The following is a 15,768-nucleotide window of genomic DNA, read 5'->3' on the forward strand; positions in this document are numbered from 1 at the left end:
TATGGAAAAAAATTACATTGCGCGTATGCGCGAAAAAGTTGGGCACGAAGGAATGATATTTGTATCGGCATTTGGTGTATTGTGGAATGATGCACATGATGCAATATTATTAGAGAAACGTTGGGACTCTGATGAGGGCTGGGGATTCCCTGGTGGTTATCTTGAGTATGGCGACTCACCAATGCAGGCTGTTAAACGAGAATTTAAAGAAGAAACAAACCTTGATGTCAAAGTCACTCGTATGTTAGGGATTGCCACAAATGAGGTTAAAAAAAATTCCTGGGGTGATGCGCAAGAAACCATTGGAATTGGTTTTGAAGTTGAGCATGTTGGTGGTCAGATGTTAAAGGATGGCACTGAAACGCTTGATTTACAATTCGTGCCAGTTCACCCAGAACCTAAAATGTTCGTTCCACAAGCACAAAAAACAATGCATCTTATATTGACGCAAAACGAGATTAGTGAACAACCTTGGATGAGGGAGAAAAACGAATGAAACTTTATGTTGTACGTCATGGTCAGACAATATTTAATACATTAAATAAAGTGCAGGGATGGGCTGATACACCACTAACCAAGAAAGGTGAAAAAGATGGTCAGGAAGCTGGTAAAAGATTAAAAAACGTCGATTTTGATGTAGCTTTTTCTTCTGATACTTCACGTGCTATGCATACGGCAGAATATATCCTGGCAGAAAATATCCACGAGCATACTAAGCTACAAATTACACCAGAGTGGCGTGAATACTTTTTCGGTAGCTTTGAAGGTGGTAGTAACGATGTGATGTGGGGTGCTGTGGCTAAAGAATTTGGCGTAACTAAAGGTACTCCAGATGCTATTGCTGCAGAAGTTCAAGACATGACAGCGATTATGAATAAAATTTACGAAGTAGATCCAGAACATCTAGGTGAGAACGCCACACGTTTTTGGCAAAGAATAGACGCTGCATTAGAAAAACTCCTCATGACACAAAAAGCCAATGCTAATGTCTTATTAGTTACGCACGGTCAGCTCATTGGTAATTTAGCACAGCACTATGGCCATTTTATCGGGGCCGAAAGACCGAAAAATGGTGCTGTGGCAGTTTTTAATCTTGATAGCGACGGTTTGGAAGTGGAACATTTCAATGATGTTGACACCGTATTTTGATAAAATATGGTTAATATTTTATATTTTTTTAAGGATTAAATTTATCCAAACAAATCGTTTACTGATAATGTTTTCATTGTTGTTTCAGAAAACATACTCGTTATTTTCTTCACAAAAATTGTATTAAACGATTGACATTTTATGGTGGAACCGGTTACAATATTATGGTAAGCGATTATCATAATTGAAGGAGATAATATGGTTAAACAAGATAGCCTGCTCACTAAAATTGCATTTTTGGGCATTTCGTTTGTCTTGACAAGTGCATACGCTATTAACGGCGCATTGCCACAAATGACAGAGGCGTTGCATATTTCATCCACCGAAGCGCAAGTGCTGGCTACTACACCTTCTATTACTGTGACTATTTTTGTTCTTTTGAGTAGTTTTATAGCTGCTAAATTAGGTGATAAAAATACAATCATTTTAGGAGTAACATTGGTCGGAATTGCTGGAATGATACCATTTTTTACCGATTCATATGTGATCATTTTAGCATCACGAACAGTGTTAGGTGCTGGATTTGGTATTTTCAACTCACTGGCAGTGTCCATGATTGCTGTGATGTACAATGGGAAAACACGTTCTTCGATGCTTGGATACCGTGCAGCTGCTGAACAAGTTGGACAAGCTGTATTAACATTGTTAGCAGGATTGTTGTTAGCGTTTGGTTGGCACGCAACATTTTTGGTATACCTAATTGCATTTCCGATTTTGTTCTTGTTCATTAAGCGGGTTCCTGATACATCAGAAATGACACCGCTTAAGACAGAAACGACGGACAGCACACAGGTAGAAGAAGTAACTCGTATTAGTCCATTGGTATTGGTACTGACACTCTTTGCTGCTTTCCTTGTGATTGATTATATGGCCATTCAACTTAGCTTTCCATTTATGGCGGCTGACTTGAAGGGAGACGGTTACAATACCTCACCAATATTGTCAGCTATGCTGATTGCAGCAACAATTGGTGGTGTAACATATGGCTGGTTTATGGCAAAATTTGGCCGATTTACACTACAAATTGGATTAGTATTAATGGCGATTTCAAATTTCTTGGTTGCATTTTCAAATGGTAACTTTGGTATGTTAATTTTAGGAGTTTTGTTAATAGGATTCCCACTGCAATTGATTTCGCCATTCATTTTTAATCAATTACCAAAGTTGGCGCCACTTGCACGTCAGTCATTGGTAACGTCAATCATATTAATCGGATTTAACGTTGGTGTATTCATTGAACCGATTGTAGTTGCAGCTTTTGCAAAGCTGATTGGTCATGGTGGTGGTAGCGCTGCAGCTTCAGCATACGCAACGATTCCATATTTGGGATCAGTGCTTCTCATTATCGCAATTATTACAGTTATAACTAATAGAAAACAGGAGAAATAACTATGGAAATTCAAAATAAAGCAATGCTCATCACATATGCTGATTCATTGGGTAAGAACTTGAAGGATGTTCGTAAAGTCTTGAAAGAAGACATTGGTGATGCAATTGGTGGTGTTCACTTGTTGCCGTTCTTCCCATCAACAGGAGATCGTGGTTTTGCACCTTCTGATTACACACGTGTTGATTCAACATTTGGTGATTGGAGTGATGTAGAAGCATTGGGTGAAGAATACTACTTGATGTTTGATTTCATGATTAATCATATTTCACGTGAATCTGTTATGTATCAAGACTTCAAGAAAAATCATGATGAATCAAAATATAAAGATTTCTTCATTCGATGGGAAAAGTTCTGGGCAAAGGCTGGTGAAAACCGTCCAACCCAAGCCGATGTTGACTTAATTTATAAGCGTAAGGATAAGGCACCAACTCAAGAAATTACTTTTGATGATGGAACAACTGAAAATTTGTGGAACACATTTGGTGATGAACAAATTGATATCGATGTCAACTCAGCTATCGCAAAAGAATTTATCAAGACAACTCTTGAAGACATGGTGAAGCATGGCGCTAACTTGATCCGTTTGGATGCCTTTGCATACGCTGTTAAAAAAGTTGATACAAACGACTTCTTCGTTGAACCTGAAATCTGGGATACATTGAACGAAGTTCGCGAAATCTTAACACCTTTGAAGGCTGAAATTTTACCTGAAATTCACGAACATTATTCAATTCCTAAGAAGATTAATGATCATGGTTACTTCACATACGATTTTGCTTTGCCAATGACAACACTTTACACACTTTATTCAGGTAAGACAAATCAATTAGCTAAGTGGTTGAAGATGTCACCAATGAAGCAATTTACTACGTTGGATACACACGATGGTATTGGTGTTGTCGATGCACGTGACGTTTTGACTGATGAAGAAATTGATTATGCATCTGAAGAGTTATACAAAGTTGGTGCTAACGTGAAGAAGACTTACTCATCTGCTTCATACAACAACTTGGATATCTACCAAATCAACTCAACATACTACTCAGCTTTGGGGAATGATGATGCTGCATACTTGCTAAGTCGTGTATTCCAAGTCTTTGCTCCTGGTATTCCACAAATCTATTACGTTGGTTTGTTAGCTGGCGAAAATGACATCGCTTTACTTGAATCTTCAAAAGAAGGTCGTAACATCAACCGTCACTACTACTCAGTTGATGAAGTTAAGGAAGAAGTTAAGCGCCCAGTTGTTGCTAATTTGTTGAAGCTTCTGTCATGGCGTAACAACTTTGCGGCATTTGATTTGGATGGATCAATTGATGTTGAGACACCATCTGATACAACAATCAAGATTACTCGTAAGGATAAGTCTGGTGAAAATGTTGCAGTTTTGGTTGCTAACGCTGCTGATAAGACATTTACTATTACTGCAAATGGCGAAGAAGTTTTAGCTAATTCTGAAGCTGATCAACAACAATTATAATTCAAAAAGTCATCATTAATTAAAAAGTCGGTGCGATGCGCACTGGCTTTTTTTGTAGAGATAATCAAATGACTTTGTAGTTAGTTTTACATTGACAGACAAAGTAATATCTCTTATACTAATCTCGTGTTGACTAGTTTATAAATAATGGTTGGCAGAGTAAATATTTCTCACTGTCTAAAAAGGGGAACGAGATGCAGATTTTAAAAGAACATGCAAAACCATATATCCGTGATATTGTCTTTTCAATTATTGCGGTAATTATTATGGCTCTTGCATCATTATGGCAACCACGTTTATTGCAACAAGTATTGAAAGCAATTATTGCTGATAATCAGAATAAGGTTGTTTCCTATGGTGTGCAGTTGCTAGCACTAGCTGTAATAGGACTCATTGCCGGTGTTATTAATACTATTTTTGCTGCCAAGGTATCCCAATCGATTGCAGCAGATATACGTGCTCATGAATATGAAAAAATCCAATCGTTTTCATTTGGAAACATTGAAAATTTTTCTGCGGGAAATTTGGTCGTTCGTATGACGAACGATGTTAACCAAGTGCAACAATTAATAATGATGATTTTGCAATCGTTAACTCGAATTCCAGTCTTGTTTGTTGGAGCTTTTATTTTAGCGTTGATTACGTTGCCGCGTTTATGGTGGATTGTAATTTTGATGGTTGTTTTAATTTTTTTAGCATCCCAAGTTGTTTTCAAGCAAATGGGAAAGTTTTTCTTTAAAATCCAAAAATTAATTGATAAAACCAACACGCTGGCGAAGGAGAATCTGCAAGGGGTTCGCGTCGTCAAGTCTTTTAATCAAGAAAAAAGTGAGACCAAGCGCTTTACTGATAACTCAAATGAATTAACACAAGTTAATACAACAGTTGGTTACTTGTTTTCAACAATGATGCCGATGTTTATGTTAATATCTTATGTTGCCATTGGCACAGCTATTTTGTTCGTAGGCCGCGATGTTGTCAAACATCCCAATGATTTAGTTGCAATTGCTTCGTTTACCTCTTACTTAATGCAAATATTCTTTGCCATTATGATTGGCGGTATGATGGCAACCTTTGCATCTCGTGGTTTTGTCTCATTAAGACGTATCAAAGAAATTTTAGATACGACGCCAGACCTAACGTACGCACAGGATGCGCCAGATCATGATTTGAATGGAGATATTTCATTCGAAAATGTTTCTTTCACTTATCCTGGAGATACTAAACCAGCTTTAAAAAACGTATCGTTTGATATCGAAGCAGGAGAGATGATTGGTATCGTTGGCGCAACTGGATCAGGTAAAACAACACTTGCTCAATTAATCCCAAGATTATATGATCCTACAGAAGGTGTGGTAGCTGTTGGTGGTGTGGATCTCAAAAAAGTAAATGAAAAGTCGCTGCGAGCTGCGGTTTCGTTTGTTTTACAAAAGGCCATATTGTTTAGTGGTACGATTGCAGCAAATTTACGTCAAGGTAAAAAAGACGCTAATGAAAAGAATTTTCAAAAAGCTGTTGAAATTGCACAGGCTGCAGAGTTTGTTAATCGTTATGAAGATAATTTTGATCACATTGTTGAAGAGCGTTCGTCCAATTTTTCTGGTGGCCAAAAACAACGTCTTTCTATAGCAAGAGGAGTTGTTGGTAGTCCTAAAATATTGATTTTAGATGATTCAACATCGGCTTTAGATGCCCGATCTGAAAAGCTGGTTCAAGAAGCGCTTGACCAGGAATTAAAAGGAACGACAACAATTGTAATTGCTGAAAAAATCAGTTCAGTTATTCATGCTAACCGCATTTTAGTAATGGATGAGGGTAGGGTAGTTGGCATCGGTACACACCACCAGCTGCTTGAAACTTCACCGGTCTACGCTGAAATTTATCAAACACAAAAAGCGAAAGGGGCAGAATAATGGCAGATATTCAACACGCAATTAAATATTTCGTAAAGTATCTTAAACGTTATTGGTTAGCATTGTCTTTCGTAGTTGTTGTGACAATAGCCTCGACTTATTTCCAAGTTAAAGCGCCAGTGTATATGGGAAAGGCAATTACAGAATTGTCGACTTATTTAGGTCAATACTTGAATCCTCAAACGCATGCTGTTGCTAGTAAAACACCCTTCTATCATGCGCTGGAAGCGATGATGGTTTTCTTTACTTTAACTGCAGTAACAATGTTCATTTCTAGTTTTATATCTAGTCGTATTAGTTCAGAGGCATCAGGCCGAATGAGAATTGGTCTCTTTGCTAAATTGCAACGGATGACGATTAAATATTTTGATACTCATCAAGATGGCGAAATTTTATCTTTGTTTACGTCTGATTTAGATAATATTTTTAACGCGATGAACCAAGCCATTTTCCAACTTTTATCACAATTTGCTTTGTTTGTCGGCATTATTATGATGATGTTTCAGCAGAACGTCAAATTAGCATGGGTAACTATGGCGTCGACACCAGTTGCTATTATCGTCGCCTGGTTTGTGATCAGTCGTGCTAGAAAATATATTGACACGCAGCAAGATGAAACTGGCCGCATGAATGGTTATATTAATGAGCAAATCAATGGTGAGAAGATTATTATTACGCAAGGATTGCAACAAGAATCAATTGCTAACTTTGGTCCTTATAATGAGCGTGTGAAGCAGGCTACTTTTAAAGGACAGATGTACTCTGGTATGCTATTTCCTTTAATGCAGGGATTGTCACTGTTAAACTTAGCTATTGTGATTTTCTTTGGATCATGGTTAATTGTTCATGACGGTATGGATAAGTCGGTTGGTTTAGGATTAATTGTGGTATTTGTTAACTATTCACAGCAGTATTACCAACCAATCACACAAATTACATCTATCTATAATATGTTGCAGTTAGCTGTTACTGGTGCAAGACGCTTGAGCGATGTCCATGAACAAGCTGAAGAAGTTAACCCCGAAAGTGGTCAGGAATTAACTAATTTAAAGTCGGGTGTCACCTTAGAAAATATTCACTTTGGATACAATGATGACAAAGAAATTCTTCACGGTGTTTCAATTGACGTTAAAAAAGGGGAAATGATAGCCCTTGTTGGTCCTACCGGATCAGGAAAAACAACGGTTATGAACTTATTGAATCGATTTTATGATGTGACTGAAGGGTCCGTAAAGTTTGATGGCATCGACGTTCGTCAGTTAGACTTGAAGTCATTACGTGATCATGTTGGCATTGTGTTACAGGAATCAGTATTATTTAGTGGCACTGTTGCAGACAATATTAAATTTGGTGAGCCAGATGCTACCAAAGAAGAAATGATTGATGCTGCTAAGCAGGCGAACATCCATGACTTTATTATGACGTTGCCAGAAGGTTATCAAACCAAGGTAGATGACGAAAATTCAGTCTTTTCAACAGGTCAAAAACAATTATTATCAATTGCCCGCACAATTTTAACTAATCCGGATTTCTTAATATTAGATGAAGCAACATCTAATGTGGATACGGTGACAGAGGCAAAAATTCAAGCGGCGATGGATAATGTTATTGCTGGACGCACGAGTTTTGTTATTGCTCACCGATTGAAAACAATACTGGGTGCTGATAAAATTGTTGTTCTTAAGGATGGTCGAGTTATTGAAAAGGGCTCGCATCAAGAATTAGTTGCTGAAGGCGGATTTTATTCAGAATTGTACCATAACCAAATGGTATTTGATTAACATAGTAAAAACCAACAAACAGTTTGAAGTCCTGTGGTATAAAGGATGGAAAACTATTTATTGGTTTTTTTTACGTAAAGAACAGTTTCATCAGTATTCGACCATTTTTACGTAAAATGTTATAATGACAGTATTGCTTTTATAGAAGATTTGTATATTTTTGAACATTGGAGAAAACAATGAACATTGGTTTGTTTACGGACACGTACTTTCCACAAGTCAGTGGAGTTGCGACTTCGATTAAGACACTTAAAGAAGCACTTGAAAGTCAGGGGCACGAAGTTTATATTTTTACATCTACTGACCCCAAGGTACCTAAAAATAAATTTGAATCGCATATTTATCGTTTTTCAAGCCTACCATATCTTGGATTTAAAGATCGTCGACTGGCATTTCGTGGTTTGATTCAAGCTGTTGAAATTGCCAAATCTGTACAACTTGACATTGTACATACCCAAACAGAATTCTCTTTAGGTTTAATGGGTAAATTTGTGGCGCGACAGTTAACAATTCCTGCTGTCCACACCTATCATACGATGTATGAAGACTACACCCATTATTTTGCTAAGGGGATGTTGATTGGGCCGCATGGTGTGGGACGTATCATGAAGGGATATATGGCTAGTATGGCAGGCGTTATCGCGCCGTCAAATCTCGTTCAAGATACACTTCGTCGTTACGGCGTGACCGTGCCTATGAGAGTTATTCCTACAGGTGTTTGTTTACCAGAGCATGGCACAAAACAAACTAATTTACGAGAAAAGTATCACTTTTCTGAATTGCAGCCTATTGTTCTGTCGCTGGGACGATTAGCGTTTGAAAAGAATATTAGCGTGACAATCTCCGTTTTTTCCGAAGTGTTACAAACAATACCCGAAGCACGTTTAGTTATTGCTGGTGATGGTCCAGCACGTAAATCTTTAGAAGAACAGGTTGAAGAACTAGCACTTGAAGACAAAATAATATTTACGGGGATGGTCAATCATGATGACATTTTTGATTATTATAAGATGTCAAATGTGTTTGTAAGTTCTTCAGATACTGAAACTCAAGGATTAACATTTATTGAGGCGATGGCAGCAGATAGGCCATTTGTGGCTATACATTCACCTTACTTAGATAATTTGGTCGATAATGAAGCTATTGGTACGTTGGTGAGCGATTATGATGAACTACTAGCAGGCATCACAAAATATCTTAAACGACTAAACACAGAAGAAGATATTGCCTATCGGCATAAAAAAATGAAAGACGTGGATGCAAACACCTTTGCAACACGTGTTTTAGCATTTTATGATGATATTTTGGCTAGTTATCATGCTAGCGACGTGGAAAATGAGTATCCCAATGATGAAGAGGTGGGATATATGAAACGTATCTTACGTAATCCATTCAGGAGAAATTAATTGAAAGTTTTACTTTATTTTGAAAATCAAAATTTAATAGCTAAATCTGGTATTGGACGTGCGTTAAAGTTGCAAAAAGAAGCATTATCTTACACTGATGTTGAAGTAACTACTGATGCCAAGGCCCTTGATTACGATGTACTCCATATTAATACATACGGTGTGAATAGCCATCATATGGTCAATAAGGCGCATAAATTGGGTAAAAAAGTTGTTTACCATGGTCATTCAACTTATGAAGATTTTCGAAATTCTTTTACTGGCTCCAATGCTATTGCCCCGTTATTTAAAAGATACTTGGTATCGCTTTATAGTAAGTCTGATGCTATTATTACGCCAACGCCTTATTCGAAGCAGTTACTGCGCGGATACCGTTTAAATCAACCGATTATTCCTATTTCTAATGGTATTCCACTAGAAAAATATCAGCATGATGATGATAAAATAAAAAAATTTCGTGAGTACTTTGATTTGGCAGATGATCAAAAAGTGGTTATGAGCGTGGGGCTATTCTTTGAGCGAAAAGGTATTTTAGACTTTGTTGAATTAGCAAAAAGGCACCCTGAGCATATTTTTATTTGGTTTGGCTACACTGATTTACGATTAGTACCTAATAAAATAAGTCGGTTAATAAAAGGAAACCATCCACGAAATTTAATTTTTCCTGGATACATTACTGGGGATGTCATTCGTGGTGCTTTTCAAGGTGCAGATCTATTTTTGTATCCTTCTTACGAAGAAACGGAAGGCATTGTGGTACTAGAAGCTTTAGCTTCAAAGCAAAGGGTTTTGGTGCGTGACATTCCAGTATATAAAAAATGGTTACAGGATGGGGTAAATAGCTATAAAGCACGTGATTTGAATGAGTTTGAAACCAAAATGCAAAAAAATTTAACTGGGGAATCACCAAATTTAAGTGAAGCAGGCTATAAATTAGCTCAAACACGTGACCTACCTGAAATTGGAAAACAATTACAGGCGGTATATAAAATGGTGTTAGAAGGGTGAGTAATCGCGATGTTCAAACGTGATAGAGTATCAATGATTATCGTTGTTGTTCTGACGGCTATTGTCGTTTATTTTTTAACAAAAGAATTAAGTGGTAAAGGGCATCAATTGTCCGTAGCGTTGGAAAATTTGGATTGGCATTGGTTACTGTTTGGTCTGTTCGCTATGATTATATCAATTTTCCTTGAGGCTGCTGCTACACGGGCATTATTGAGCAAAGAAGATCGGCGACATACTTCGGTTTTGTCCTTATTAAGAGTTCCACTACTAAACTTATTGGGAACAGGAGTTACGCCATTTGCTACCGGCGGCCAGCCGGCACAGTTATACGGTTTATCGAAATCCGGAATAGAAACTGGTCGGGCGATGTCTGTTATTCTCATGAAGTTTTTAGTCTATCAAATTGTTGTTGTGGTATTCTTTATAATAGGTTACGTATCGGCTGAACATTTTATTTATCAACAAGTTAATCCGACATTTGCTACATTTATTCCATTTGCAATTGCTATTCATGCAGTCGTAATCATTGGTATTATTTTAGTTATGTTTTGGCCATCGCTAACTTTACGTTTAGTGGACTTAGTTTCAATAGTTGTTAAAAAAATGATGCGTCGCGAACGATTTGAAAGATTAATTGAAAATGTCAAGCAGAAGATTGATAATTTTCATACAGAATCACGTCGAGTGATTAGTAGTTGGCAATCATTGGTTGGCGCTACTTTCTTCACATCGCTACAATTAGTTACTTTTTATTTGATACCTTACTTCGTAATTCGTGCTTTTGGCTACCATTCAGTCAATCCTTGGCTAATTGTGACAATGAATATTATGATTGTTATGGTTATTTCTTTGTTTCCAATACCAGGTGGTGTTGGAGGAGCAGAGCTGAGTTTCCAATTATTGTTCTCACCATTTGTCAAAAATCCAGCAACGTTAATTCTTGTTATTTTACTTTGGCGGTTTATTACTTATTATTTCGGTATATTTGCTGGAATTATAGCCTACATTATCCCTGCTCATCATGATAGGAGGCGTGACAATGCTTGAAGAAAGATATAATACGAGTGATTTGAAACAAATTTTAAATCGGTTACGTGCTATGATGGATTCAACAGATAATAGTGTTCAAACTCGTCGTTTTGACGCTTTTGGCATAGAAGCATTACAGGTTTCTTATGATCAATTAACCAAAATTTGGACAGTTCAAGAACACCGAGAAATTCGGCAGTTTCAATTTGATGATATTGATTTGGTTGCAATTGAAATCTACGATGTTTTACATGATTTCAAACTAATTTATTAGGAGGGTGCTTAACACATTGTATTAAGATGTTATCAAGCACGTTTATAACAAATGATAGGTTTATTAAAACGAATTTCAAACCCCAAAAATCTCTGGCGACAAATTAAAAGAACCATGGATACATCGGCACCGATTGTTTGGTTTTTTATATTAAACGTTGTCCTCGTTTGGTTGAAAACATATGCCGAATATCATATGAATTTTAATTTGGGTGTGGAAGGCTCAACGCAGCAATTTTTGCTGTTCTTGAATCCAATCCCGACGGCTATTATATTTTTAAGTATTTCCTTGTATTTTCGTGGCGTAACCAGTTATTGGTTGGCAATTATTTTTAATTTGATTCAGTCAATATGGTTATTTGCGAATATGCTATACTACAGAGAATTTTCAGATTTCCTATCAATGGGTATTTTGGGTTCTGGTAGTTCAACTGGAACAAATCTTGGTAAATCGATTGCGGCAATTATTCATTGGACGGATTATCTTGTCTTTATTGATATTGTGATTTTAATTTTGCTAGTGGTTTTCAAGCAATTAACGATTGATCATAAAGGCGTTCAAAAAAAATTTGCTATTTTAACGACGCTTTTTGGTGTCATCTTGATGTTAGTAGATTATGGTATCGCATCAACGGATCGTTCAGGTTTGTTGACTCGCTCATTTGATAATAATTACATTGTTAAATATTTAGGATTGAATGAATATGCTGCATTTAACGCTGTACAAACTTATAATCAAACCGAAAGCCGGAAGCGAGCAAAGCCATCCGATTTAGCTAAAGTAAAAAAGTTTGTTGCTACGCAAAAATTGCCTGCCAATATTCAGTATTATGGTACGCAAAAAGGTAAGAATGTCTTTATGATTCATTTGGAATCATTTCAGCAGTTCTTAATAGATTATAAAGTTGATGGGCAAGAAGTCACACCCAACCTGAACCAGTTCTATCATGACCAAAACACGCTAAGTTTTGATAATTTCTATAACCAAGTTGGTCAGGGGAAGACATCTGATGCGGAGATGATGCAAGAAAACTCTCTATATGGCTTGGCTACAGGTTCTGCTATGGTCAAGTATGGTACGAGTAATACGTTTGAGTCATTACCAGCTATATTAGGACAAAGAGGCTATACAACTGCTGCCTTTCACGGGGATGTTGCAAGTTTTTGGAATCGTGATAATACCTATAAATCATTTGGCTATAATTACTTTTTCTCTAAATCTTATTATGCTAATGCAAACAAAGCAAACTATAACATTGGTTATGGGATGAAAGATAAAATTTTTCTGCGAGATAGTGCGAAGTATATTGAACAGCTCCCACAACCATTTTATGCGAAGTTAATAACCGTAACAAATCATTATCCATATGATTTGGATAAACAAAATATCAGTTTCCCAGCAACAAAAACTGGAGACAAAACTGTTGATGGTTATGTTCAAACAGCTCACTATTTGGATCAGGCATTTGCTGAGCTGATGAGTTATCTCAAAAAAGCTGGGTTGTATGACAATTCTGTATTTGTGCTGTATGGTGATCACTATGGAATTTCTGAAAACCATCAGGATGCTATTGCACAGTTACTTGGTAAAGATAAAATTACTAATAATGATTTAGCTACTTTCCAAAAAGTGCCATTCATGATTCATGCGACAGGGCTAAAGGGTGGTGTTGACCATACATATGGTGGTGAAATTGATATGTTGCCAACTTTAATGGATGTGCTTGGAATCCCAGATAATAATATGACTATGTTTGGCCAAGACATGCTGTCCTCGAAGTACGATGGTAAAGTGGTTTTCCGTGATGGTGATTGGATAACGCCAACGTATACGAAATACAATAACCAGTATTTTAATACTAAAACTGGTGATCAAGTTACGCTCAAATCAGATAAAAAGTTGCAAAAAGTTGCAAAACAAATGTCCGATTATGCAACAAAAGTTTTGGGTTACTCCGATGCAGTTATTACGGGCGATTTATTGCGCTTTGATACTTCAAATTCTGATTTTAATCTTATTAACAAAAAGAATTATAATTATAAAAAAACTGAGGGACTAGCCTCGCTTAAAAAAGCACTTAAGTCTAATCCTTCGAGTGTATTAGCCAAGAATAAAGGCAAATCAACACTTAGCGACTATGTCACAGATGCACCGGAATTAAAAACAGATTCTGATGACGATGACAAGTAATCACAAAAAACGAACGAAACGCTCATGTAGAACGTTTGTTCGTTTTTTGTTATAATGGGATGATAGTGTACTAAGTGTGAAATAATACTGAGCAGATTTATGAAAAGAGAACGTCAATGATAGAGCGACAGATAGAACATGAATTTGAAATTAAATCTAAATATGAACCAACCGGTGACCAACCACAAGCCATTGAAAAACTAGTTGGTGGAATCAACAATCATGTTAAAGAACAGATATTACTCGGAGCTACGGGAACAGGTAAAACATTTACCATTTCAAATGTAATTAAGGAAGTAAAAAAGCCAACGTTAGTTTTAAGTCATAATAAGACTTTAGCTGGACAGTTATATGGTGAGCTAAAAGAATTTTTTCCTAACAATGCAGTAGAATATTTTGTCTCTTACTATGATTATTATCAGCCTGAAGCTTATGTCCCAAGTTCTGATACATTTATTGAAAAAGATTCAGCTGTGAATGATGAAATCGATAAACTACGAAACTCCGCGACTAGTTCGTTACTTGAACGTAATGATGTCATTGTGGTTGCTTCCGTCAGTTCTATTTTTGGTTTAGGAGATCCGCACCAGTATAAGGATCATGTTATCAGTTTGCGTGTTGGATATGAGTATGAGCGGGATCAATTAATGCGTGATTTGATTGATGTGCAGTTTACTCGTAATGACCTTGATTTTCATCGTGGAACGTTCCGTGTTCGTGGTGACGTGATTGAAATTTTCCCTGCTTCCCAAGATGAAATGGCTTTGCGAATTGAATTTTTTGGTGATGAAATTGATCGTATCCGAGAAATCAATTCTTTGACAGGAGAAACAATAGCAGAACGTGATCATGTAGCTATTTTTCCGGCAAAACATTTTATGACCGATGACGACCAAATGCAGGTGGCATTGGACGGTATCCGTCAAGAAATGAACACTCAGGTTGAGCTATTCAAAAAAGAAGGTAAGTTATTAGAGGCGCAGCGTATTAAACAACGTACAGAGTATGATTTGGCGATGCTCGAAGAAATGGGATTTGTTGGCGGCATTGAAAACTACTCACGTTGGATGGATGGTCGTCAAGCGGGTGAACCACCATTTACATTGATTGACTTTTTCCCAGATGATTTTTTGATTGTTATTGATGAAAGTCATGTTACCATGCCACAAATTCGCGGTATGTTTAACGGGGATAAAGCTAGAAAAGAAACGTTGGTTAACTATGGCTTTCGTTTGCCAAGTGCATTAGATAATCGGCCATTAAAACTTCCTGAATTCGAAAAACACGTTAACCAGATTATTTATATGTCAGCGACACCTGGAGATTATGAAAATGAGCGTGTCGATTCAAAACACGTTATTCAACAAATTATTCGACCAACGGGGTTGCTTGATCCAGAAGTTGAAGTGCGACCAGTCATGGGACAAATTGATGACTTGGTCGGGGAAATAACGAAGCGATCAGAGCGTGATGAACGTGTGTTTATCACAACGTTAACCAAACGTATGGCTGAGGATCTAACTGATTATTTGAAAGATTTGGGAATAAAAGTAGCTTATTTGCATGCGGATATCAAAACACTTGAACGTACGGAAATTATTCGTGATTTACGCTTGGGTAAATATGATGTTTTAATTGGTATTAACTTATTGCGTGAGGGGATTGATGTTCCTGAAGTATCCTTAGTAGCTATATTGGATGCTGATAAAGAAGGATTTTTGCGTAATCCACGTTCATTAATTCAAACTATTGGTCGTGCCGCACGTAATGAAAATGGACACGTTATCATGTATGCGGATAAGATGACTAGATCCATGCTTGAAGCTATTGATGAAACAGCCCGCAGGCGCGATATTCAGATGCAATATAATACGCAACATGGTATTACACCGAAAACAATTAAGAAAGATATTCGTGATTTGATATCTGTCACACATGCTGCTACTGAAGAAAAAGTTGTTGATTTGACAAAGGTGGCGTTTAACGACTTACCTAAAGATGAGCAACAGTCTATTGTGGATAATATGACGAGTCAAATGAAGGCGGCTGCTAAGGCACTTGACTTTGAAGAGGCAGCTCAATTACGCGATACGGTAATGGAATTAAAAACACGTGCTAATCTTTAATTGAACTGATATAAACGAAAAA

12 protein-coding genes are annotated in these 15,768 nt (G+C 37.0%); all 12 read left to right on the plus strand.

What is annotated here, in order from left to right; genetic code table 11:
- The first annotated feature begins 1 nt into the window (after position 1).
- Positions 2-496, plus strand: coding sequence for an NUDIX domain-containing protein (locus JNUCC76_RS01830; protein ID WP_454155312.1), 495 nt, complete (start codon positions 2-4; stop codon positions 494-496).
- Positions 493-1,149, plus strand: a complete 657-nt coding sequence (locus JNUCC76_RS01835) for a histidine phosphatase family protein (protein WP_454155314.1) — start codon at positions 493-495, stop codon at positions 1,147-1,149. Before JNUCC76_RS01830 ends, JNUCC76_RS01835 begins: the two co-directional genes overlap by 4 nt.
- Before the next feature lie 198 nt (positions 1,150-1,347).
- Positions 1,348-2,538, plus strand: coding sequence for an MFS transporter (locus JNUCC76_RS01840; protein WP_454155316.1), 1,191 nt, complete (start codon positions 1,348-1,350; stop codon positions 2,536-2,538).
- A 2-nt stretch (positions 2,539-2,540) separates the two neighbouring features.
- A complete protein-coding gene (gtfA, locus tag JNUCC76_RS01845) occupies positions 2,541-4,019 on the plus strand; it encodes a sucrose phosphorylase (RefSeq protein WP_454155318.1) in 1,479 nt (492 codons plus the stop codon).
- 194 nt (positions 4,020-4,213) lie between these two features.
- On the plus strand, positions 4,214-5,932 hold the full coding sequence (locus tag JNUCC76_RS01850) for an ABC transporter ATP-binding protein (protein ID WP_454155319.1): 1,719 nt from the start codon (positions 4,214-4,216) through the stop codon (positions 5,930-5,932).
- Complete coding sequence (locus tag JNUCC76_RS01855; RefSeq protein ID WP_454155321.1) at positions 5,932-7,713, plus strand: ABC transporter ATP-binding protein; 1,782 nt, start codon at positions 5,932-5,934, stop codon at positions 7,711-7,713. The genes JNUCC76_RS01850 and JNUCC76_RS01855 overlap by 1 nt, the downstream gene beginning before the upstream one ends.
- 179 nt (positions 7,714-7,892) lie before the next feature.
- Positions 7,893-9,119, plus strand: a complete 1,227-nt coding sequence (locus JNUCC76_RS01860) for a glycosyltransferase family 4 protein (RefSeq protein ID WP_454155323.1) — start codon at positions 7,893-7,895, stop codon at positions 9,117-9,119.
- Complete coding sequence (locus JNUCC76_RS01865) at positions 9,120-10,127, plus strand: LTA glycolipid anchor biosynthesis glycosyltransferase, IagA/BgsA family (RefSeq protein WP_454155325.1); 1,008 nt, start codon at positions 9,120-9,122, stop codon at positions 10,125-10,127.
- A 9-nt stretch (positions 10,128-10,136) separates the two neighbouring features.
- Positions 10,137-11,174 (plus strand): lysylphosphatidylglycerol synthase transmembrane domain-containing protein, encoded by a 1,038-nt coding sequence (locus tag JNUCC76_RS01870; protein WP_454155327.1) that lies wholly within the window; start codon positions 10,137-10,139, stop codon positions 11,172-11,174.
- Positions 11,167-11,430, plus strand: a complete 264-nt coding sequence (locus tag JNUCC76_RS01875) for a YkuJ family protein (RefSeq protein WP_454155329.1) — start codon at positions 11,167-11,169, stop codon at positions 11,428-11,430. The genes JNUCC76_RS01870 and JNUCC76_RS01875 overlap by 8 nt, the downstream gene beginning before the upstream one ends.
- Before the next feature lie 51 nt (positions 11,431-11,481).
- Positions 11,482-13,620 carry an LTA synthase family protein gene (locus JNUCC76_RS01880; RefSeq protein ID WP_454155331.1) on the plus strand — a complete coding sequence of 713 codons (2,139 nt, stop codon included), beginning with the start codon at positions 11,482-11,484 and terminating at the stop codon, positions 13,618-13,620.
- Between the two features lie 116 nt (positions 13,621-13,736).
- Positions 13,737-15,746, plus strand: a complete 2,010-nt coding sequence (gene uvrB / locus JNUCC76_RS01885) for an excinuclease ABC subunit UvrB (RefSeq protein ID WP_454155333.1) — start codon at positions 13,737-13,739, stop codon at positions 15,744-15,746.
- The last annotated feature ends 22 nt before the right edge of the window (positions 15,747-15,768 follow it).

It is taken from the genome of Leuconostoc sp. JNUCC 76 (assembly GCF_053667755.1).

Bases quoted from the DNA above. Each gene is read 5' to 3' on its own strand.
- JNUCC76_RS01830 (WP_454155312.1), top strand. From the start codon at position 2: ATGGAAAAAAATTACATTGCGCGTATGCGCGAAAAAGTTGGGCACGAA.
- JNUCC76_RS01835 (WP_454155314.1), top strand. From the start codon at position 493: ATGAAACTTTATGTTGTACGTCATGGTCAGACAATATTTAATACATTA.
- JNUCC76_RS01840 (WP_454155316.1), top strand. From the start codon at position 1,348: ATGGTTAAACAAGATAGCCTGCTCACTAAAATTGCATTTTTGGGCATT.
- gtfA (WP_454155318.1), top strand. From the start codon at position 2,541: ATGGAAATTCAAAATAAAGCAATGCTCATCACATATGCTGATTCATTG.
- JNUCC76_RS01850 (WP_454155319.1), top strand. From the start codon at position 4,214: ATGCAGATTTTAAAAGAACATGCAAAACCATATATCCGTGATATTGTC.
- JNUCC76_RS01855 (WP_454155321.1), top strand. From the start codon at position 5,932: ATGGCAGATATTCAACACGCAATTAAATATTTCGTAAAGTATCTTAAA.
- JNUCC76_RS01860 (WP_454155323.1), top strand. From the start codon at position 7,893: ATGAACATTGGTTTGTTTACGGACACGTACTTTCCACAAGTCAGTGGA.
- JNUCC76_RS01870 (WP_454155327.1), top strand. From the start codon at position 10,137: ATGTTCAAACGTGATAGAGTATCAATGATTATCGTTGTTGTTCTGACG.
- JNUCC76_RS01875 (WP_454155329.1), top strand. From the start codon at position 11,167: ATGCTTGAAGAAAGATATAATACGAGTGATTTGAAACAAATTTTAAAT.
- JNUCC76_RS01880 (WP_454155331.1), top strand. From the start codon at position 11,482: ATGATAGGTTTATTAAAACGAATTTCAAACCCCAAAAATCTCTGGCGA.
- uvrB (WP_454155333.1), top strand. From the start codon at position 13,737: ATGATAGAGCGACAGATAGAACATGAATTTGAAATTAAATCTAAATAT.